Here is a 21,273-nt window from a genome sequence, read left to right as displayed (position 1 = left end):
TGAGTACATTTATATATGCATTCTACATTCGTCTATTTGGACTATAATTCAACCACGCCCACAGATGAGCGGGTTTTGGAAGCTATGTTACCTTTTTTTACTGCGGATTTTGCGAATCCAAGCGGTTCGCATCTTTTTAGCCTTAGTATACAGGATGTTGTGGAACAGTATACCGAAGAACTGGCAATCGCTTTAGGCGCAAAAGCACAGCATATAATATATACTTCGGGCGCTACAGAAGCAATCAATATGGCAGTCAAAGGACTAAGGTCTTCTCCGCGCCGCCATATCGTGGTCGTCGCTACCGAACATAGGGCTGTACTGGAAACCTGTCGGGCAATGGCCTTCGACGGTTATGAGGTGACGGTGTTGCCTGTCGATCAGGAAGGCCATATTGATCTCCTGCAACTGGCAGAGACTGTGAGCGAAAATACCTTATTGGTCTGTACCATGCTGGCAAATAATGAAACTGGTCTTATCCATCCCATTCGTCAGATCAGTGAGATCGCGCATCAGAAAGGGGCTTTGTTGCTCAGTGATGCCACGCAGGGTGTAGGTAAAGTGAAGGTCGATATGCGAGAATTGGGGGTGGACCTTTTAGTGTTTTCGGGCCATAAGTTTTACGGTCCCAAAGGTGTAGGTGGGCTGTGCTGTGGCGGTTCAGCTAACAAGCTGCTGAGTCCCTTGATTCATGGTGGCGGACAGCAGCAGGGGTATCGAAGCGGGACTTTAAATGTCCCCGGCATCGTCGGTATGAGCAAGGCGCTGAGCCTCGCTCTGGAGTCGCAGGAGCAAGACCGGCTGCATATTGAGACCTTGCGGGATATACTTGAAACTGGCTTGCTGAATATCCCCGATACGTTCTCTAACGCTACCGCGAGCAATAGGTTGTTTAATACAACGAATATCTGCTTTCAGGGTATACAGGCGGAAGAGTTATTGAGGGCACTGGGCAATATCGCCGCATCAAGTGGTTCAGCCTGCACTGCGGTCACGCATAGGCCCTCCCATGTCCTCAAAGCCATGGGTTTATCGGACCAAGACGGCTTATCCTCACTACGTTTTAGCTTGGGGAGGTACAATACCATCTCGGAGATCGAAGAAGCTATCGAACGCATTGGTCGTTGTGTCGCAAAACTACGGGCGTAACGGTTCGACCGAACCTTAACCGCTTGTGCAGACTGGCGGAACACGATGTAAGCAGCGTCTGGCAGGACAGATTAATCGTGCCGGATATTTTCACGGACCTGGAAGACATGGAACAGCTGAGGAAACAGCGCTGCTACGCTTTCCCGGACGCCATTAGGGGACCCCGGCAGGGTGAGCACAAGCATACGGCCTGCAAACCCCGAGATCCCTCTGGAGAGCATGGCAGTTTTTACCCGTTGTTGCCCATATTGTCTGGCAGTCTCCATGATGCCCGGGATGGGCCTGCTGATATAGGGGGCCACGATGTCCGGCGTGATATCGCGATCTGAAAGCCCGGTACCGCCAGTAAATAGCAAAAGATCGATTCCTGCTGCCTGATGCCCTTCCAGGCAGTTACGTATGGCTTCCGCTTCATCAGGCACAACCGAATAGTTGATATCCGTTAAACCCTGTTGTTCAAGAAGCTGCACCAGCAACCGGCCGGATACGTCTTGTTTGTTCGCCCGAGAGACAGAGTCGCTACAGACAACGACGGCCGAACGGAGACTTTCGATTCCCGGGATCCCATCGTTGCTCTTGCCACCCTGCTTCTCAACAAGCCGTATGCTGCCAATTTCAACTTGTTTGTCAATAGGTTTTAGCATATCATAGATGACCAGGGCGGCGATGGACGCACCATGCATGGCCTCGACTTCGACTCCCGTCTTATAAATCGTGTGGACCTCGACTTCGATATGAATTTGCAATCCTTCGATGGCATACCGTACTGCTGCGTATTCAACAGGAAGCGGATGGCAGTCGGGGATCATATCTCCTGTCTTTTTAATGGCGAGCAAGGAGGCAGCACGCGCAAATTCGAAAATGTCGCCTTTGGGTACCTGGCGTTGTTCGATCATATTGATGGTCCGTTGCTGTGAGACTTTAATAGTGCCCAGGGCTATTGCTTTTCGTAAAGTGGGGCTCTTAAATGTAATGTCAACCATGTTTAATTGTTAATTTTCCATTGATGTGATTCATCTTCAAATATTTCGCGCCCCCAAATAGGCAGTTCGCTTTTGATGCGCTCGACCAGTTCCCTGGACGCATTCATCGCCGCTTTGCGCCGCGTCGAGGAAGTGAATACAAAGAAACAGATTTCGCCGGCATGAACGATACCCTCGCTGTGGTAGACATGCATGCAGCTAAGATCATACTTTGCAAAGATCTGTGAACGGATGCTGTCCATTTGTTGCAGTGCCAGTTCTTTATTGTTGGTATATTCGATCGAGCGGACTGTTTTTCCCGCCACCTCGTCGGCCCTGATCTGTCCCAGAAACAGGCTATGGGCGCCAATATCGGTTCTGGATCCGTGTTTGGTAATTGTATCGGCGATTACCGTTGCGGGAATGGCACCCTGAATAAATATGTCGCTTTTTGTTTTATGCATGGAAATAAAGTTTAAGGTGGTCAATGCCACCCTCCAAATTAAAAATCTGATGGTCTTGGTGATCTTGTGCTGCGACAAACTGCGCCGCGGCCAAGCTCCTTTTTCCGCTTTGACAGATAAAGACTAACTTGGGCCGGACTAGTCTGTCAAGCTGCCTGGGCAGCTCAGCAAGCGGTATGCGGATATGATCGACGGGCAGCTCAGGTACCTCAACAGCTTCGCGTACGTCAATAAGCAGGACATCCTCTGCATGCCAGTGGCTAACAAGTTGTTCCGCCCTAAGACTTTGGACCTGTTGGTCAATTGCTGTGCAAAAATGATCGTACTTAAATTTTTCCAGGCCCTCCAATGTCGTCGGATAGCTATTGTCGTCTGGCAAATCGTTAGGGATCGTAACTGTGTAAGAACTATTGTCAAGGATATTAATTGTCATGAGCTGATTGCTTAATACAGTGCCGATGCCCGTCAGCAGTTTGATGGCTTCGGTCGCCTGCAGGGTACCGATGAGTCCGGGTAAAACACCGAGTACACCGGCAGTATTGCAGTCGGGCGCTTCCAAGGGATCGGGTGGGCTAGGGAAGAGATGCCTATAGGTAGCTTTCAACCCATTATCATCAGCGACGTTGAATACGGCGAGTTGCCCCTCATATTGGTATATCGCACCGAAAATAAGTGGTTTGTCTAGCAAGCGACAGGCGTCGCAAAGCAGGTAACGTGTAGCAAAATTGTCTGTACAGTCGATCACAATGTCATAAGGCCCCAGCAGCGACGCGGCATTCTGCGGCTGCAACATATAGCTATAGGTATAGATCGTCACATCAGGGTTTTGCCGGCGCAGTTTTGCTGCGGCCACCTCCGCCTTTGGATGTCCGACGTTGTCGCTGTCATACAGCACTTGCCGGTGCAGGTTACTGATATCGACCGAATCGTGGTCAACAATGCCTAATGTGCCAATCCCCGATGCGACGAGATATTGTAGAGCAGGGCAACCCAGCCCGCCGGCACCGACGACCAGTACCGCTGCTTGCTGTAGCTTCATCTGGGCCACTTTGCCGAAACCCTTGAGTGCGTAATGTCTTGAATAGCGATCGTCCGTCATTTGTTATCCTCCTGAATAGGGTGGCATCAATGCAACAATGTCATCGGCCGCCAAAGCTGTTGTTTCTTTAACCAATATATTATTGACAGCGATCAACAGACTGCGGTTGGCTAGTGCCGGCTGCTGCGCTCTCAACGTAGCTACTAAATCAGCCGTGTCCACAGCTGTTATATAAAATTCTTTTTCCAATAGCTCTGTCAGTGAACCAAATGTTTTTACTTTCACTTTCATGGGTGTACTCATTTTATTTTAATTTGCGCCGGTATATATTATCTTAACCACATAGGGCTACGTTGATAAATAAAAGCGCGTTGTCGTATATGTTGCTCTTTTGTTATGCTTTAAGCCTTCGTAAACAGTAATTTATATGCTGCAACCAGAAGCACAGTTGCAAGTACATATTTTAGTGCATCCTGTTTTAATTTCTTCGATCCTAGATAGGCGCCCAGCAGTCCGCCTAAAAATGCAACGCCTACGTATAGCCACATGTGGGCGTTGAATGCGATACCCCGCGTCAGCATACCACTCAGACCTGACAATGAATTTACGAAAATAAATGCAGCACTGATAGCAGCAGTTTGTTTTTGATCGGTCCATTTTAACAAAATGAGCAAGGGCGACAGGATAATGCCACCACCTATTCCGATCATACCAGAAAGCAATCCTACAACAGCTCCGATGATTATTGAGCCTGTAGTGTTGTGTGGTTTCAGTTCGTCCGCTGCGGGACTTTTGAAGAAAAAAAAGCGGAAGACCGGAAAAAGCAGAAGGGCGCCCAGCAGGCGTTTGTAAAGCTGGTCCTCCAAGGTAATCATGCCACCGATAAATGCCATGGGTACCGAAGCCGCAGCCACTATCAAAAACAAGTTTCGCCTGAAATAATGCCCTCTATAATACTGAATAAAAGAAGTCAGCGAAACAAAAAGATTAAGTACAAGTGCGGTAGGCTTCATCTCCTGTGGAGCAATTCCATAGAGCGCCATGATGGCTAAATATCCGCTAGCCCCGCCATGTCCGACTGCGGCATAAAGAAAGGCAAGAATAAACAGAAAAACATAAAAAAAATCAAACGGCATAGCTACTACGTTAGAAGGTATATAAGGACTTCGTCACCAGTTTGGCATCCTGTCGAGCTTTCATCCAGAATCAATAGACAATTGGCCTGTGCGTATGACTGCAGCCGATACGATTCTTGGGCATGCAAAGGCTTTACCGACTGGCCATCATAAGTTGCTTTCAGAAAATGCGTGAGCCCCGGCTTTTTGGCGTAGGCTTGCGCGGCGTAGGTTTTTATGATACGGTTGCGGTGTGGAAGCTGCATGATCTGTTCGAGGGCGGGAGCTACATACAGGTAAAAGCAGGTGAGTGCTGACGAAGGATTGCCGGGTAGTCCAAACACAAGCTTGGTATCTTTGGTGCCAAAAAATAAAGGCTTGCCCGGTTTCTGCCGTATACGATGGAAGCGTTGCCTGACACCACAGGCCTTAGCTGTGTCGACAACATAGTCGTAGTCACCGACACTCACACCTCCGACCAAAAGAACGATATCTGCATGAGCGAGCGCATTGTTGAGCGTTGTCTTCAGGGCCTCCCGGTCATCTTTGACATGTTGCATATGGACCTGCTGTATTCCAAGCTGCCTTAAGGCAGCGCCCAGCTGAAAAGAGTTGGACTCGTATACCTCGCCATAATGTAAGGGGCTTCCCAAGGGTTTGAGTTCATCGCCTGTAAGGAGGATATGGACCTTGGGCGCAGCAAAAATATCAACTTCAGTACAGCCTATACCGGCAAGATAGCCAATCGCAGCAGGGCTCAGAAAGGTGCCTGGAAGCATGGCAGTTGTGCCCGCTTCAACTTCGGAACCCTGGGGCCGCACATGGTCTGCGAAGCGGAGTGTGTCGTCTTTAATGACAATATGGTTATTTTGTAGCCGCTCTACTTTCTCCTGCATCACGACAGTATCAGCGCCATCGGGTACTGGTGCTCCGGTATAGATACGCATCGCCTGTTCGGGTAAAAGTGTTTTCATCGTCTTGCTGCCTGCAGGGATTTTATCCATCACCGGCAGTGTTTTAAACCGGTCCGCATAGCGGATGGCGTAGCCGTCCATGGAAGATTGAGGGAAGCCCGGTATCGGTTGTGTGGCAGTCACGCTTTGTGCCAGTGTGTAGCCAAGGGCTTGCTGGATCGAAACATGCTGTTGGCGTGCTGTTGGTAAAAAATGATTTATAATCGCCGTGGCTTGCTCCACAGAAATCAGCTGATGAGGCAGATCAAAGTAATCCTGCGCAGTGTCGATGTCGAATTTCGCTGCATCGAAATCGAAGACAATTCGGTCATCAGGATATTGGCTGGCAATTTTCTTTGCGCCCTCATGTCCTTCTAATGCGATCAGTTGTCGAAAATACTTTTTGTCAAATAATGTCGGTGGCCCCCAGGTGCCGTCGAATCCAGTTACAACTATTCCTTTGCCGCTTTGGTCGGCGAGGTTATCCAAGGCTAGGAATACATGCTGATCAACGAAAGGCTGGTCGCAGAGGCTGATGATGCACCGGTCGATCCCGGGATGTATGGTCAGAAGCTTTTGTAGACCTGTGCGGATAGAGGACGAGAGGCCGCTTTGCCAGTAGGGATTGATGCTTATGCTTATGGGCAGATGGGCGACGGCGGTCCGTACAAGATCTTGGAAAGCACCGACAACGATACAGACGGCAGCATCCGGAACGTCGAGAGCGGCCATACTGATCCGTTTAATTAAGCTGCTTCCTTCAAATTCAAGTAACTGTTTGGGTCTTCCGAGACGGGACGAGCTGCCCGCTGCCAATATGATTATGCCTGTTTTTGTTTTCATCCGCCAATAGTGATCATACTGCGATTTTGTAAGAAATCGGTTTCTATCTGTTCAAAGTTTTCCGCCAGTTGTCCACCCAGAGCCTGTGCTTTGGATAGAATATTTTGCTGTATCAAAGGGAGGACATCCCCGCCAGTCCGTAATGTGGAGAGGAGGTCTGTCTCTCCAGCAGAGAAGAGGCAGTTTTTTAATTTTCCATCAGCCGTGAGCCGTATCCGGTTGCAACCGGCACAAAAAGGGGCTGTCATCGTACTGATGATTGCGATACGCCCGAGGTGGCCAGGGATCGAAAACGCTTTGGCTGTGTCATGCGGTCTGGCCGTTACAGGCTGTATTGTGTACGCTTGTTGCACCGTATTCACGATATCGTCATAGGTAAGCACCTGATTGCTGCTCCATTTATTACCGCTAAACGGCATGAATTCAATAAAACGGATTTCCACTGGTTTGCTTTTGGTAAGTGCCACAAAGTCCAGGATTTCGTCATCGTTGATGCCTTTCATGACAACCACGTTAATTTTCGTGATGACGTTGTATTTTAGCAGGAGGTCGATGTTTGCGCGTACCCTTTCAAAATAATTCCTTCTGGTGATCTTTATGAAGCGCTCTGGACGCAAAGTATCCAGACTGATGTTGACGCTTTTAAATCCGGCGCTTACGATTTCCCCGAGCATGTCATCAATCCTGATGCCGTTAGTGGTCATATGCAGTTCAACGGGAAGCTGGGATAGCATGGCAATGATTGCGGGGGCGTCTCGCCGTACCAGAGGTTCACCTCCCGTGAGACGGATTTTGCTTACGCCGTGAGCCACAAAAAGCCTGGCCAGCTGCTCGATTTCGTCCACCTGCATGAGCTGTGCATGAGGTGTAAAAGCATAATCTTCCTCAGGCATGCAATAAAAGCAACGGAGGTTGCAGTTATCTGTCAACGATATACGCAGGTAAGTATGGGATCGTCCGTATTTGTCTGTGAGCATAGGCTAAAGTATTAAAGGGCTAGCAGCATGAATTTTTGTCGGTAAGTACTTTAACGGAGTGCCAGGCCTGCCGCTAAGTACAGCTTTGATTTCCGCGAGGACCGCAATTGCTATTTCGGCCGCGTTTTCGGCACCAATATCGAGTCCAACAGGCCCATGAATCCGCCTCCTATCACTTTCGGTCAGCACCAGGCCTAACTGCTCAAGATCCTTGAACATGCGTTCCAATTTTATTTTTGGCCCCAAAGAGCCAATATAAGCGGTATTGGTGGGAATGAGCTGGCTGAGTACCTGCAGATCGTATTGATAGTTGTGCGTCATAAGAACAAAAACGGTCCAGGGATCTATTTGAATTTTCGGAATGACATGGTCCGCAGGAGTCACGATTATTTGCTTTGCCGCCGGAAAGCGTTGTTCGCTGGCATGTGTTGCACGTCCATCCACCACGGTGATCTCCCAGCCCAGGATGTCGGCAGTCTCTACGAGAGGCTGTGCGTCGTTGCCGGCACCCACCACAACGAGATGGACTGTAGGGGCCAGGTATTCGACAAGCGCTTTACATTCCATTTTCTGATGTTTGTAGGATGTTAGGACAGACTGTCGTTTTGATTTAGCAAGCGCGATGGCTTCCGACAGCCTAGGATCGACAGCGTCATCTGAGGGCGCGGACTGTGCGCTGCCACAAGCATCTGTCAACAGCATGCTACCTAATTGAAGTTGGCGTCGGTCCTCCGAAAAACAAGTCACCAATATGGCTTCGCGGCGATGTTGCAAGACGTTTTCCAATAAGGTTATCGGATGCATGGATTTGGTGAAATCAATGTATTCAAACAAGATATGGACAATGCCATTGCAGCCCAGCTGTAGGCCGATCGCATTACCTTCATCGCTGCTGGTATCATAGGTCACCAGACGATTTTGGCGCTGCTGTATGGCTAACAGTGCTTTTTTTAGAGCGTCGCCTTCTAGGCAGCCTCCGCTTATGGCGCCGGTCATGCGCCCATCTGCTGTTACCAGCATCCTTGCTCCGGCCCGCCGATAAGAAGAGCCTTCGACTTTGACAACCGTCGCCAGCGCCATTTCCATGTGTTGGGCTGATGCTTGCTCTGCGGCGAAAATAATGTCTTTGATCTCTTTCATGTTCTTAGGGTGCTGCTGCAGATAGCCTCTACCAAATTTAGTGATTTATGCGTTAAAATACATCAAATCTGTAATAATGGTAAAAAATACAGTGAAATATATAATTATTTACTTAATTTAATTACTGATTTTGCAGATGAAAAGACTGAGCCAGTGTTTGTAGATGAGAGACTGCAGATAATAGGCAATAAAAAATTAACAATTATGGCAAAATACTCAATTCAGGTAAATGGGAAGAAGCACGAGGTCGATGTGCTTGACGACATGCCGTTATTATGGGTGCTACGGGATATCATGAATCTCAAAGGAACTAAATTCGGCTGTGGAAAAGCGCTCTGCGGCGCGTGTACAGTACATCTCAATGATACTGCAATACGGTCGTGCTCTTTTCCGATTTCAGCGGTGGGTGAAGGTAAGATCACCACTATAGAAGGATTGTCTGCGGATGGAGACCATCCGTTGCAGGAAGCGTGGGAAAAATATGTGGTGCCCCAATGCGGATATTGCCAGACTGGACAAATTATGAACGCGGCCGCATTGCTGAAAAAGAATGCCAAACCTTCGGAACAGGAGATCGAGGAAGCGATGAAGGGCAACCTGTGTCGATGTGGTACGTACAATAGAATCAAAGCGGCTATCTTGGACGCGGCCGGTACACCGGTAACTACCGGTTAGTCTTTCATTATAATGCATGCAAATCATGAAAATATTAGCTCCTTTTCAGAAAAAAAAGACCACAACGGTCGCGTCTGAAGTTTTTGGTGTCTCCAGAAGAGATTTTATAAAAGCTAGCGGCCTGCTGACTGGAGGTCTGCTGCTGGGTGTCAGTTTTTTTAGCTGCGATGATAAAGGGAAAAAAGTCGCTACCGTGGCTCCGAATGTGTATCTAAGTATTGGCTCAGATGGTAAGGTCACCATCATTGCACATCGCTCGGAAATGGGGCAGGGTATACGTACGTCACTGCCATTGATTGTGGCCGATGAACTGGGCGCCGACTGGAGCAAGGTCGAAATTGTTCAGGCCGAAGGCGATGAGAAGAAATATGGTAACCAGAATACCGACGGTTCGTTTTCCGTGCGGATGTTTTATAAACCTATGCGTGAAGCCGGTGCTATAGCGCGCCTCCTATTGATCCGCGCAGCGGCAAAGGAATGGCAGGTAGGCGTAGAGGAATGTGACACCCAGAAAGGGCAGGTCGTCCATTCGCCTTCAGGTAAAAAGAAAAGTTTTGGAGAATTGGTAGAAATCGCACAGTCGCTGCCCGTGCCGAAAGTAAGTGAAGTGAGGCTTAAGGATAAAAAGCAGCTCACGATGGTCGGAAAAGAGACACCGATTATTGACCTACATAATATCGTTACTGGGAAGGCTGTGTTTGGCATAGATGCCGAGGTTGAGGGAATGAAAATTGCGGTCATCAAACGCTGTCCAGTCGTCGGTGGTACAGTTAAATCCTTCGATGACAGCAAAGCGCGGAATGTGCCCGGAGTCCTTAAAGTGGTCGTTATCAAAGGCGCAGGCCTGCCGGCTACCTTAAAAAAGCCATTAAGTGGAGTTGCTGTCATTGCTGAAAATACCTGGGCGGCTATCAAAGCCCGGGATCTGCTCGAGGTGGAATGGGATCTGGGGCCAAATGCGGACTATGACTCTGCCAGACAGATTGAAGAGCTCAGACAGGAGATGGCCAAAGAGGGTACCATCCGACGTCAACGGGGCGACTTTAAGGCGGCGAAGGCTGGTGCAAAAAAGGTTATCGATCACACATACGTTGCGCCCTATCTGGCGCACGCCACCATTGAACCGCCTTGTGCCCTCGCAGTTGTGAAAAATGGAAGCTGTGAAATCTGGGCCTGTACCCAAAATCCACAGGGTGCACGCGACGCGGTCGCTGAAGAGATCGGTATTCCTGTTGAGAAGGTAAAAATGAATGTTACCTTGCTGGGCGGAGGCTTTGGCCGGAAATCCAAACCCGATTTTATTCTGGAGGCAGCGATTCTTGCCAAAGAATCCGGGTTTCCGGTGAAAGTGCAGTGGACGAGGGAAGATGATATCCGGCATGATTATTACCATGCGCTTAGCGTACAGCGTATTGTTGCCACTATAGACAGTCAGAACAAGTTAAGCGGATGGTCGCACCATATTGCCAACCCTTCGATTTCGGCGACGGACGACATGAAGGTCGTGCAGCCAAGCGACGGGGAATTGATGTTGGGTGCTTCCGATTTTCCGTATGATGTGCCTGCCATTAGTCTCGAAACACACGACGCGAAGGCCCATTTGCGCATTGGCTGGTTACGGTCTGTTCGCAATATTCCTCAGGTTTTTGCCATTGCGACCATGATGGACGAAGTCGCGGAAGCGCGGGGGATGGATCCCATTGCTAATGCACTGGAACTTTTGGGAGAAGACCGTCATATTACCTTTGATCAGGAACTGGTCAAAACAACATATCCTAATTATGGTGAGAACATTGCGGATTATCCCTGGGATACGGGGCGTATGAAGAGGGTGATTGAACGGGTGGCTAAAGAATCTGGTTGGGGCAGATCGTTGCCGAAGGGCAGCGCACTTGGCTTCGCAGCCCACAAAAGCTTCCTGACGTATGTGGCCTGCGTGGTGGAGGTGCAGGTAGATGCTAATCAGAATATAAGTATTCCGAATGTTTATTACGCTGTCGATTGCGGTTTGCCAGTGAATGTCGACAGGATTAAATCACAATTTGAAGGCGGGGCGCAGTTTTCTGCCAGTCTGGCGCTTAAAAGTACCATTTCCGTTAAGCAGGGTCAGGTCGAGCAAAGTAATTTTGACGGTTATCAGATCGTCCGGATGCCTGAGTCGCCTAAGCAGATCCATGTATACATTATGGAAAGTGATGCCAAACCGACGGGAGTGGGCGAACCGCCAGTTCCGCCTTTTACTCCCGCATTATGCAATGCAATCTATGTGGCTACAGGTAAGCGGATCCATACATTGCCAATAGATCTGAAGGCCTGATGACTAACAAACAAGAGCTGATCATGAATTGGCTCTTGTTTGTTTTTGCGCTTTTCGGGCCTAAAAACGTTACTTTTAAATAAACCAAAAGCTTTTATGGAAACCAGGGCATTGGAGAATAAGGCGATTCAACAAGTTAAACTTGTCAGGTTTAGAGACGGTTCAAGTTGTTCAGATGATGATGATGTGTCAGTGGAAGAGCCGCTGGAAATCAGCATCTCTGCATTTGAGGAGGGGAGCAGTACGATCAAGAACATTTCTGTGACCATGCGCACACCGGGTCATGATACCGAACTGGCTGCCGGCTTTCTGTTCACCGAGGGAATTATTGACAGGGCCAGCCATATCCGACGAATACAACATGTGGTAGGTACCTGTGATCGCAATAGTAGCAATCGGATTCTTGTCGAACTAAGTCCGGGGGTCGTCCCGCGTCTACATAATGCTGACCGCAATTTTTACACGACGTCGAGCTGCGGCGTGTGCGGGAAGGGATCCATTGAAGCGATCAAGACGGTCAGCATCTTTCGTTGCCAAGCGAATGAGCCCATAGAGATAGCGTTGGACACCTTGTACCTGTTGTCAGAAAGACTTCGGAGCAGCCAAAACAATTTTTCCGCAACCGGCGGTATTCATGCAGCGGCTATTTTTGATCTGCAGGGTAGGTTGGTTGCCTTACGTGAGGACGTCGGCCGGCACAACGCACTGGACAAGCTCATTGGATATGCCCTGTTGGAGGAGATGCTGCCATTGAAGTGCCATATACTTCTGTTGAGCGGCAGGGCGAGTTTCGAACTGATTCAGAAGGCTGCAATGGCCGGCGCTAAACTTGTTGTGGCGATTGGAGCGCCTTCCAGCCTGGCCATATCAACAGCAGCGGAGTTTAATATCACGCTGCTTGGGTTTTTGCGTGGTCATAGTTTTAATATTTATCATGCGGGAGACTATTTCACATTAAAGGACCCGGAGTAAATCTTATCGTCAGAAGCTAATAGCATGTCCGGCGCTTGTGCTGCTATATGATACAAGTTAAAACGATGTGTACAGTCTGAAGGATGTGGTTTACCTAACAGCGGATGGTAATAAAGGACAGATGATATAAAAAAAATAAGTTTCATAATGAAAATAAGAATCAAAGACAACTCCGTCCGGCTTCGCCTTACGCAATCTGAGATTGCTAAACTGGGAAATACCGGAATGGTTGAAAGCACGACTGCTTTTGTTGGCAGACCGTTTATATATGCTGTTCAGAGGACCATCGGTGGGCAGCTTGATGTCGCGTTTGTGGATAACAGAATTGTACTCAGTATTCCGGCAAGCATGATTCATGAATTGGTGACGACCCAGAGAGTGGGTTTTGAAGGTATGGCGGGGTCGGTGAAATTGCTCGTGGAAAAGGACTTTGCGTGCCTGGATAATACTGTGGAAGATCAGAGTGATAATTATCCGAATCCAAACCTACAATGCTGATCTGCTAGAACTAGTACCTACATTCAATATTTGACGGTTATGGAAGAGAACAATAAAAATCGGACGGATATGCAGAATTTGGATCAGCAGCCCAATGCGGAGAATCCATTTAAACTCTTAAACCTAAAACTTGGTCCCGTAGAAAAATGGGCTGCTGGTGTTCCGGCGGTAGTGGCTGCATTTTCGGACCTGATTGAAGAAAAAACAGTATTCCGGGGCACGAAAGCACTTTTCAGTATGAATCAGGCGGGTGGCTTTGATTGTCCGAGCTGCGCCTGGCCTGATCCGGACGACGAGCGTTCGCCGCTGGGCGAATATTGTGAAAATGGGGCCAAGGCGCTTGCGGAAGAGGCAACGACCAAACGTGTGACGCCCGACTTCTTTAAAAATAATTCCGTGTATGACTTAGCCAAGCTCACAGACTATGAAATTGGCAAAATGGGCAGACTTACAGATCCAGTGTATCTGGCAGAAGGGGCAACACATTATCAGCCGATTTCCTGGGATGAAGCTTTTCATAAGATTGCTGCGCATCTCAATGCTTTGGGATCGCCTAACGAGGCTGCGTTTTATACCTCCGGCCGGACGAGCAATGAAGCATCCTTTGTCTACCAGCTCTTTGCAAAGGAATTTGGGACCAACAATATGCCCGACTGCTCCAATATGTGCCATGAAACGTCGGGATCGGCACTCCGGCCGACGATTGGGATTGGCAAAGGAACGGTAAAGCTGGATGACTTTTATGAAAGCGAGGTCATCGTTATTATCGGTCAGAATCCGGGTACCAATGCGCCACGGATGATGAGTGCGCTGGAGAAAGCCAAAAAACATGGCGCTAAGATCATTGCGATCAATCCCTTGCCCGAAGCCGGTCTCATGGGCTTTCATAACCCGCAGCAGCTCAATGGAATCTTTGGTAGGGGGATAAGTCTTGCGGATCTTTATCTTCCCGTCAGGATCAATGGAGATATGGCCTTGTTAAAAGCACTGGAGATGTTATTGTTAAAACTCGAAAGTGAAAACCCCGGAGCTGTTGTTCATGCTGATTTTATCAAGCATAAGACAACTGGGTATGAAGAGTTTTTAATGCAATTTAGCAGCGGGCGGTATGATCTTGCGCAGCTGAGCGAGCTCAGTGGCGTAGCTGTTGAATCCATTCAGAAAGCGGCCGAGCTGCTGGCTTTTAACAAGAAGATAATTTTCTGCTGGGGAATGGGATTGACGCAGCAGCCCAATGGTGTAGATATGATCCGGGAGATTTTGAATATTTTGCTGTTAAAAGGCAGTATCGGCATTAAAGGTGGAGGTGTTTGTCCAGTCAGAGGGCACAGCAATGTACAGGGCAACCGGACCATGCTGATCGACGAGAAGCCAACTGCGGAGCAGCTGGACCGCTTGCAGCAATACTTCGGATTTGATCCACCGAGGGAGCATGGTTATGATGTGGTCAGGGCAATTAAAGCCATGCATGCAGAGCAGGTCAAATTGCTGTTTTGTATGGGTGGTAATTTTCTGTCGGCAACACCGGATACCAGCTATACGGCCAATGCTCTTCGGAAACTTAATTTATTAGTCTGTGTGTCAACCAAGTTGAATCGGGGGCATCTCATCCATGGCAAGGAAGCACTGATTTTGCCCACATATGGACGCAGTGATAAGGATATTGTGAATGGTGAGGTGCAGATCGTTAGTACGGAAAATTCCATGGGCGTTGTGCAATCTTCGAAGGGAGTGCTTGATGCTGTCTCCAACAATTTGCTCAATGAGACACAGATTGTATGCCGTATGGCAATGGCGACATTGGGCGCGCGCAGTGTTGTGGATTGGAAGCGATTTCACGACAGTTATGATGCGGTGCGCGATGCCATTGAACGGTGCATACCGGGGTTCGAAAACTACAACGTCAGGGTCCGCCAGAAGGAGGGTTTTTATTTGCCCAATGCTGCCCGTGATCAGCAGGTGTTTGCAGGACAATTTGGCGGACGGGCTCCGTTTACACAGACTGAGTTGCCGGTAAACAAGCTTGAAGAAGATGAATATATGATGGCGACGACAAGGACTCACGATCAGTTCAATACGACGATTTATGGATTGGATGACCGTTATAGAGGTATTAAAAACGAACGGCGTGTGGTGCTTATGAATCAACGAGATATAGACAAAGCTGGTTTTAAGGTTGGCGATAAAGTTGATCTATTTAATTATGATGATGATATAGAACGTATAGCGCCATTATTTGTGATTGTGCCTTATCAGATTCCGGAGAAAAATGCAGTCACCTATTTTCCCGAAACAAATGTGCTCGTGTCGGTCAACAATGTGGTCAAGGAAAGCAATATGCCAGCTTCAAAATATGTGAAAATTAAGATCAAAAGACACGACCCGCAGATTTATCATAAGGTGGATGAAACGTTATATCTAGCAGCGAATCAGCGTCCCTGACGGGTAGCGGCGATCAGGGGTACCTGTTTTGCTTCTTGCGGTGTATTGACATTGAACAGTATTGTCGGATCGGCTGGTGTAAGCATTTGTACGGGCATGTTGTCGAGTGCTTGTCGGAGGGCGTAATTGCCTGCTGTCGCAACTTCCTGTAGGGTTCGATAGCTTCGCGGTTCCCAGATAGCTATCAGCGGCTCAGGCAGTCCATTTATTGGGTTTCGGAATGCCGTCACCATTTTGCTGCTGTCACGATGTGCGATGAGCTGTTTCAATGCCTGTTCATTTACAAAGGGTAGATCACAGGCCAGTACCAGCCAAGCGGAATGGGTATCGGATTCAAATGCACTTAAAATACCTCCCATAGGTCCTATATCCAGATGTGCATCAGGTAGCGCAGGAAAAGGTTGCTGCCCCAGTTCGGCGCATTGTTCGGGACGACAGGAAAAACAGACTTGAGCACAATAAGGGGCCAGCAAATCTGCTAAGTACTCACGCTGCAACTTGTCATGCCAGACCATTTTCTCTTTTGGGGTTCCCATACGCCGGCTCTTTCCGCCGATGAGTATAAGGCCATTTAAAGAAGCTGATTTTTCCATATTGATACCATGTTTACTTCATTTTTTTTCTTCACGCTGCCGTAGGTATGCACGCGAAAATGCGATACTATTCCATCAAAACGAAATTTAAGCAATTTTACTGAATTTGCGTGTGAATTAGCATCTTATTTAACAATCGAAACAGCTTGGAAATCATTTATGCTGGCGTCACATACGCTACAGCAATAATGGGGTGGGAGATCGCCAAACGCCGTTTGTGCCGGAATATTTTGTGTACTGTCGCCCCATTGAGGGTCGTAAATCGTCTTACAATAAGGACATTGATGCAGTTCTGTTGGCAGGCTCTGCTCTTCAGCTGGCGGCTCCGGAAGGGCTGTCGGCCGCAATGATGTCAGCTGTCCCTGTAGTTGATAAAAGTCTTCGCATAAAGCCAAGATAACATGAATAAGGTTATCGCGGTCCACGCGTTTTCGGTAGGTAATGAGGTCTTTTGAATTGGGGTTGAAATTACGTGTATGCTGTACCTGAAACCAGGAGCGCTTTCCCCGGGACATCATAAAGCGGAGAATGACGGAACCCCAGATACCACTTTTGGAATGCATTTTTACACCGAAACAAAGTTTATAAGTACGTGTGTCCAGCCAGTTCATCTGATGGACAAGCTCCTGCTTTAAGACGAGTCCGAGCGAATCGTAATCCTCTGTCTGCCAGTTTAGTTCGTTGAGCGCATGACGGAGATTGATTCGATGTTTGTCTAATACGGCATCCCAATCGGGTCGGGTGTTGTGCTGTATATCTTTGATGATGATTGATTTCCATGGTGTGCTATACACCTGGCCGATCCTATGTTTTAAGCATACATGACAGATGTCCTTTAAGAGTGCAATGGAGAATGTTTCGGAGCGGCGATACATTCCGAGCCAGAGGCGATCGTGATAGTGATTAAATCCCTCGTAATAAGGTAATTTAAACGCTGGTTCTATGAAAGCATTTGTGATCGGTTGAAACAGAAATTTTCTCGAGACCAAGGCAAGTTGCTCCAGATGTTGTCCAAGCTGCTGTCCTGCAGCTGTATTGTCGACCCGGATGTCGGTCAGCAAAGGTTCCAGAAAATGGCAGAGCTCGGCTATATCATCCGTATTTACTAATGAAGACCAGTTGTGGAAAATATTTGAACCGGGAAATCGTATATGTAAGTACCAGTAGCTGCTGATGTCCGCTGTGATAAAATTTAGATTACCTGTATAGTAAGGCACGAGTGACTGTGTGCAGTCGACGATATTGATTTTAAGTTTAGGGACAAATTCAAAACTGTCAAGTATATCCTTATATACCCCTTCACGGATCCAGGTGGACTGACTAAAGATGCCGTCCGCCACGTAGGAACTCACGATATTCGGACAGCTGTCGCCGTTGATTTCGTATGTCAGTTCCTGATTGAGCAGTACATATTCAAGATCTTCCAGCTGTGTTTGCGAGACATAAAAATAAATCTGCTGGCGGCTGCCAAATCTGAGTTCATGAATTCCGATCTGCTCGAGTGGCTCAAGAAGGCCTGCCAGCTCGCCTGTGGAAATGGCGCCGCCAGGAAAATTGACTTTAACAAAAAGGTCGTCTGAAGGGGCTTTCCCTGTATGTATATTACTGGGCATAAGTTTCCGTTTCTTTTGAATAATCTGTTTGATACTGTTCTAGAATGCGTTTTACTTCGGGTTTGCAGGAACCACAGCCGCTGCCAGCTCCTGTCGCTTCGCATAGCTGGGCCATTTCAGTGCACCCGCTTTCCATTCTTTTCTTCAGATTACCTTCGCCTACCTGACTACAAGAACAGATGAGTCTGCCGACAACAGGTTCTCTAGATTCACCGCTTCTTAGGAGCTGGAGACGTTTTTCGCTGAGCTCAATTTTATTCGCAATCAGATTTTTGAATTCCAGAAATTCATTTTTATCGCCAATTAAAATGGCCCCGACCAGTTTGTCCTGATGGATGATACATTTCTTATAATATCGTTTCGCTTTATCAATAAAGATGATTTCTTCGTAGCTTTCATTAGGCGCTTCCGACAGGCCGATACTACATAAATCAAAACCCTGTATTTTGATGATATTCATCAATAAACTGCCTTTGTAATAACGGCTAATGTCACCTTGATGGTAGTGAGCAACCACTGCGGCCTGTTCTTCAGCAGCAGCTGTGATACCGTAACTGGCGCCTTCAAATTCGGCAATTTCGCCAATAGCATAAATCGAAGGGTCGCTTGTCTTCATATAGTGATCTACGACCACGCCACGTTGGCACAGCAAACCTGCGTCTTTCGCAAGCTCGATATTTGGTGTGGTTCCGATAGCAAAGAGCAGAGCATCGCATTTGATTTGCCGGCCACTTTTTAATTCAATCTTAGTCAGCTTATGTCGGCCATAATAGAGCTGTACCTCATCGTTGTAAAATATGTCGCAACCTTGATCGATCATCTCCTCGTGTAACAGCTGGCTTCCTATGGGGTCCAGCTGCCTATTGAGGAAGCGGGACACACGTTGTACAATGGTGACTTTGATGCCTATTTCACGTAGTGACGCCGCCATCTCCAGACCTAATAATCCGCCGCCTACAATGACGGCTTGTCCCTGTTTGGGTAGATATTTCTTCAATTGATCCGCATCAGTACGGCGTCTCATAGTGAAAATACCGGGTAGTTTTGGGACGTGTTTGGGCAGCGTGGGACGGCTTCCGGTAGCCAGGATCAAGATGTCGTAATGTGTCTTTGTGCCCCTGGAATCCAGGACATATTTCTGCATACGATCTATGGATGTAACCTGTACGTTACGGATATGACGGATGTGGTATTTCTGCTCTTCCTCTGCGTCCATTTTGACGAGCTGTTGCCATTTAAATTCTCCGCTGATATAGTGAGGAAGCATGACGCGGTTATAAAATGGGGTATCTTCGTTGCTAAACACGATGATCTCATCGGTTTGATTCAGTTGGCGATACTCACGTACGAAGCCATGAGCCGCAGCGCCGGCGCCTATTATGACAATGCGCTCTTTTTTCTTGATGTGCTTTTGGACGCTGACGGCGCAGAATTTGAAATCTGGTTCCTTCGAAATAGGGTCCACGAGATCGCTGGTAATATTGTTGGCGCGATTGAGGTCTGAACCCAATAATTTGCCCCAGTGCATGGGCATAAATACCACTCCGGGCTTGATGGTATTGCTGATGCGGGCTTTGACGCGTACATCGCCCCGCCGGGACCGTACGTTGACCAGCTGTCCTTCTTTTAGCTCCAGGGTATGGGCGTCGGCTGGGTGGATCTCTAAGAAGGCCTCAGAAATATGCTGGTTCAGCTTGCTGACTTTTCCGGTCTTCGTCATGGTATGCCATTGATCACGGATTCTTCCGGTAGTGAGTATCAGGGGAAAGTTATTGTCCGGCATTTCGCTGGGGCAATCATCCGGTGGGTTATGCAATACGGCACGTCGGTGCGGAGTATAAAATTCTTTGTTTTGAAACAAGCGCGGTGTTCCGGTTTTCAGTTTCCGGTCGAAAGGCCATTGCACCGTGTTGAGCTGATCGATAAGCTCATAGGTCAGTCCGTTGATGTGGATATTGGTTCCGGCGGTCAGCTGGGTATGTTCTTTGTAGATATCCTCCATTGTGTTGTATGAAAAGCCTTTGAAGCCCATCTTTTGTGCAAATTTCGATAGAATGACGGCATCGGGCAGTGCATCACCGGGAGGTTCGACTGCTTTCTGGAGGTGGCTTATTCTACGCTCGGAATTGGTCATTGTGCCTTCTTTTTCTGCCCATGCAGCTGCCGGCAGGACAATATCCGCGTATGACAAGGTCTGAGGTTTGTTTGAAATTTCCTGTACAACCACGAATTTGGCATTCTCAAGCGCCTTTTCGGCTAGACGTACATTGGGCAGGCTGGTCAATGGGTTGGTACAGAGTATCCATATTGCTTTTAAGCGGCCATCAGCCAAGGCTTCAAACATCTCGGTCGCGGTGTACCCTGGTTTATTGCTGATTGTGGTGCCCGACCAGAAGTTTTGCAATTCATGCCGATGCTCGATGTTCTCGAGATCGCGATGAGCAGGCAATAGGTTGGCCAGTCCGCCGACTTCTCTTCCCCCCATGGCGTTGGGCTGGCCTGTCAGGGAGAAGGGGCCGCATCCGGGTTTTCCGATTTGGCCGGTGATCAAGTTAAGGTTGATTAAACTTAGATTCTTATTTACTCCTGCAGCACTCTGGTTGAGGCCCATCGTCCACATGCTCAGAAAACGTTTAGACGTTCCGATAAATTGTGCTGCGAGCTGAATGTCGGTGGCGGGAACACCGCATATAGAAGCGGATTCGGTTAACGAGCGTTGGAAAGCCCGTTGTCTATATTCGTTATAGCCTTCTGTATGGTCGTGGATGAAGTCGCTGTCGATGTAGCCCTGTTCAATCAGCAACCGTCCGATCGCGTAGTTTAAAACGATGTCTGTGCCGGGGTTGATCTGAAGGTGCAGGTCGGCCACGGCGCAGGAATCCGTTATCCGTGGGTCGACGATGATAATTTTTGTATTCGGATGCTGGGCTTTGTGGGTTTCGACGCGGCGCCATAAAATAGGGTGACACCATGCAGGATTGGCTCCCTCAATCAAGAAGCAGTCTGCAAGCTCAATGTCGTCATAACAGATCGGTACACTGTCCTCACCGAGCACTTTTTTATACGCAGCTACGGCACTACTCATACATAAGCGCGAATTTGTATCGATATTGTTGGTTCCTATAAAGCCTTTTACCAGTTTGTTAAGAACGTAATATTCTTCCGTCAGGCACTGTCCGGAGGCATAGAATGCTACGGAGTCGGGGCCATATTTATCGATAAGCGTGCTGAATACGGCGGCAGCGCGGTCGAGCGCCTCGTCCCAGGATACTGGCTGCAGTGGGCTTGATCGGTGGTGGCGCATTTGCGGATAAAGGAGGCGATCAGTGCGGTCATTTACCGTGTATTGCAGATTCATGCCTTTGCTGCACAGTTTTCCGTGGTTGACGGGGTGGTCGGGATCACCCACAACGGTGACCGAATGGTCTTTTTCGACCGCAATTTTTACTCCGCAGCCAACACCACAATAGCAACAGGTGCTCCGAAGAGTGTTTTTTTGTTCCTTGTTCATGTGCAGAAAT

At 48.3% G+C, this 21,273-nt stretch carries 17 protein-coding genes; 6 read left to right on the top strand and 11 right to left on the bottom strand.

Going from position 1 to position 21,273, the window contains the following annotated elements:
- Positions 1-15 precede the first annotated feature (15 nt).
- A complete protein-coding gene (locus tag K7A41_RS19370) occupies positions 16-1,149 on the top strand; it encodes a cysteine desulfurase family protein (RefSeq protein ID WP_265715004.1) in 1,134 nt (377 codons plus the stop codon).
- 71 nt (positions 1,150-1,220) lie between these two features.
- Here the strand turns inward: K7A41_RS19370 and moaCB are convergent, their stop codons facing one another.
- From moaCB to K7A41_RS19330, 8 genes are all read right to left on the bottom strand, one after another.
- Positions 1,221-2,132: a bifunctional molybdenum cofactor biosynthesis protein MoaC/MoaB gene (gene moaCB / locus K7A41_RS19365; protein ID WP_265715003.1), complete on the bottom strand. Its 912-nt coding sequence runs from the start codon at positions 2,130-2,132 to the stop codon at positions 1,221-1,223.
- 2 nt (positions 2,133-2,134) lie between these two features.
- Complete coding sequence (locus tag K7A41_RS19360) at positions 2,135-2,575, bottom strand: molybdenum cofactor biosynthesis protein MoaE (protein ID WP_265715002.1); 441 nt, start codon at positions 2,573-2,575, stop codon at positions 2,135-2,137.
- On the bottom strand, positions 2,568-3,674 hold the full coding sequence (locus K7A41_RS19355) for a HesA/MoeB/ThiF family protein (RefSeq protein WP_265715001.1): 1,107 nt from the start codon (positions 3,672-3,674) through the stop codon (positions 2,568-2,570). The genes K7A41_RS19360 and K7A41_RS19355 overlap by 8 nt, the downstream gene beginning before the upstream one ends.
- Positions 3,675-3,677: 3 nt before the next feature.
- Positions 3,678-3,905 (bottom strand): MoaD/ThiS family protein, encoded by a 228-nt coding sequence (locus tag K7A41_RS19350; protein ID WP_265715000.1) that lies wholly within the window; start codon positions 3,903-3,905, stop codon positions 3,678-3,680.
- Between the two features lie 110 nt (positions 3,906-4,015).
- Entirely contained in the window at positions 4,016-4,750 is a 735-nt protein-coding gene (locus tag K7A41_RS19345) for a sulfite exporter TauE/SafE family protein (RefSeq protein WP_265714999.1), read from the bottom strand.
- A gap of 5 nt (positions 4,751-4,755) precedes the next feature.
- Positions 4,756-6,525, bottom strand: coding sequence for a gephyrin-like molybdotransferase Glp (gene glp / locus K7A41_RS19340; RefSeq protein WP_265714998.1), 1,770 nt, complete (start codon positions 6,523-6,525; stop codon positions 4,756-4,758).
- Positions 6,522-7,502: a GTP 3',8-cyclase MoaA gene (gene moaA, locus K7A41_RS19335; protein ID WP_265714997.1), complete on the bottom strand. Its 981-nt coding sequence runs from the start codon at positions 7,500-7,502 to the stop codon at positions 6,522-6,524. The genes glp and moaA overlap by 4 nt, the downstream gene beginning before the upstream one ends.
- Before the next feature lie 3 nt (positions 7,503-7,505).
- Positions 7,506-8,642, bottom strand: coding sequence for an XdhC family protein (locus K7A41_RS19330; RefSeq protein ID WP_265714996.1), 1,137 nt, complete (start codon positions 8,640-8,642; stop codon positions 7,506-7,508).
- A 204-nt stretch (positions 8,643-8,846) separates the two neighbouring features.
- On the opposite strand from K7A41_RS19330, the gene K7A41_RS19325 reads away from it, so the two are divergent.
- The 5 genes from K7A41_RS19325 (at position 8,847) to K7A41_RS19305 (ending at position 15,546) form a co-directional block, all read left to right on the top strand.
- Complete coding sequence (locus tag K7A41_RS19325) at positions 8,847-9,317, top strand: (2Fe-2S)-binding protein (RefSeq protein ID WP_265714995.1); 471 nt, start codon at positions 8,847-8,849, stop codon at positions 9,315-9,317.
- A 25-nt stretch (positions 9,318-9,342) separates the two neighbouring features.
- Positions 9,343-11,634, top strand: a complete 2,292-nt coding sequence (locus K7A41_RS19320; protein ID WP_265714994.1) for a xanthine dehydrogenase family protein molybdopterin-binding subunit — start codon at positions 9,343-9,345, stop codon at positions 11,632-11,634.
- 96 nt (positions 11,635-11,730) lie between these two features.
- A complete protein-coding gene (gene fdhD / locus K7A41_RS19315; RefSeq protein WP_265714993.1) occupies positions 11,731-12,606 on the top strand; it encodes a formate dehydrogenase accessory sulfurtransferase FdhD in 876 nt (291 codons plus the stop codon).
- A 147-nt stretch (positions 12,607-12,753) separates the two neighbouring features.
- Positions 12,754-13,104 carry a DUF7009 family protein gene (locus K7A41_RS19310; protein WP_265714992.1) on the top strand — a complete coding sequence of 117 codons (351 nt, stop codon included), beginning with the start codon at positions 12,754-12,756 and terminating at the stop codon, positions 13,102-13,104.
- A gap of 39 nt (positions 13,105-13,143) precedes the next feature.
- Positions 13,144-15,546 (top strand): FdhF/YdeP family oxidoreductase, encoded by a 2,403-nt coding sequence (locus K7A41_RS19305; protein WP_265714991.1) that lies wholly within the window; start codon positions 13,144-13,146, stop codon positions 15,544-15,546.
- Here the strand turns inward: K7A41_RS19305 and K7A41_RS19300 are convergent.
- The 3 genes from K7A41_RS19300 to K7A41_RS19290 all read right to left on the bottom strand — a co-directional run bounded on the left by K7A41_RS19300 (position 15,534) and on the right by K7A41_RS19290 (position 21,263).
- A complete protein-coding gene (locus K7A41_RS19300; protein ID WP_265714990.1) occupies positions 15,534-16,139 on the bottom strand; it encodes an NTP transferase domain-containing protein in 606 nt (201 codons plus the stop codon). The two genes, K7A41_RS19305 and K7A41_RS19300, sit on opposite strands and share 13 nt — an antisense overlap.
- Positions 16,140-16,264: 125 nt before the next feature.
- The gene (locus K7A41_RS19295) at positions 16,265-17,752 is read right to left on the bottom strand and encodes a rubredoxin domain-containing protein (RefSeq protein WP_265714988.1); all 1,488 of its coding nucleotides are present in this window, start codon (positions 17,750-17,752) and stop codon (positions 16,265-16,267) included.
- The gene (locus K7A41_RS19290; protein ID WP_265714987.1) at positions 17,742-21,263 is read right to left on the bottom strand and encodes a nitrate reductase; all 3,522 of its coding nucleotides are present in this window, start codon (positions 21,261-21,263) and stop codon (positions 17,742-17,744) included. The genes K7A41_RS19295 and K7A41_RS19290 overlap by 11 nt, the downstream gene beginning before the upstream one ends.
- Positions 21,264-21,273: the final 10 nt, after the last annotated feature.

The organism is Sphingobacterium sp. InxBP1 (assembly GCF_026191775.1).
In the GTDB taxonomy this organism is placed as follows: Bacteria; Bacteroidota; Bacteroidia; order Sphingobacteriales; family Sphingobacteriaceae; genus Sphingobacterium; species Sphingobacterium thalpophilum.
The sequence above is the reverse complement of the archived record's forward strand: the minus strand, read 5'-3'. Positions and strand labels throughout refer to the sequence as shown.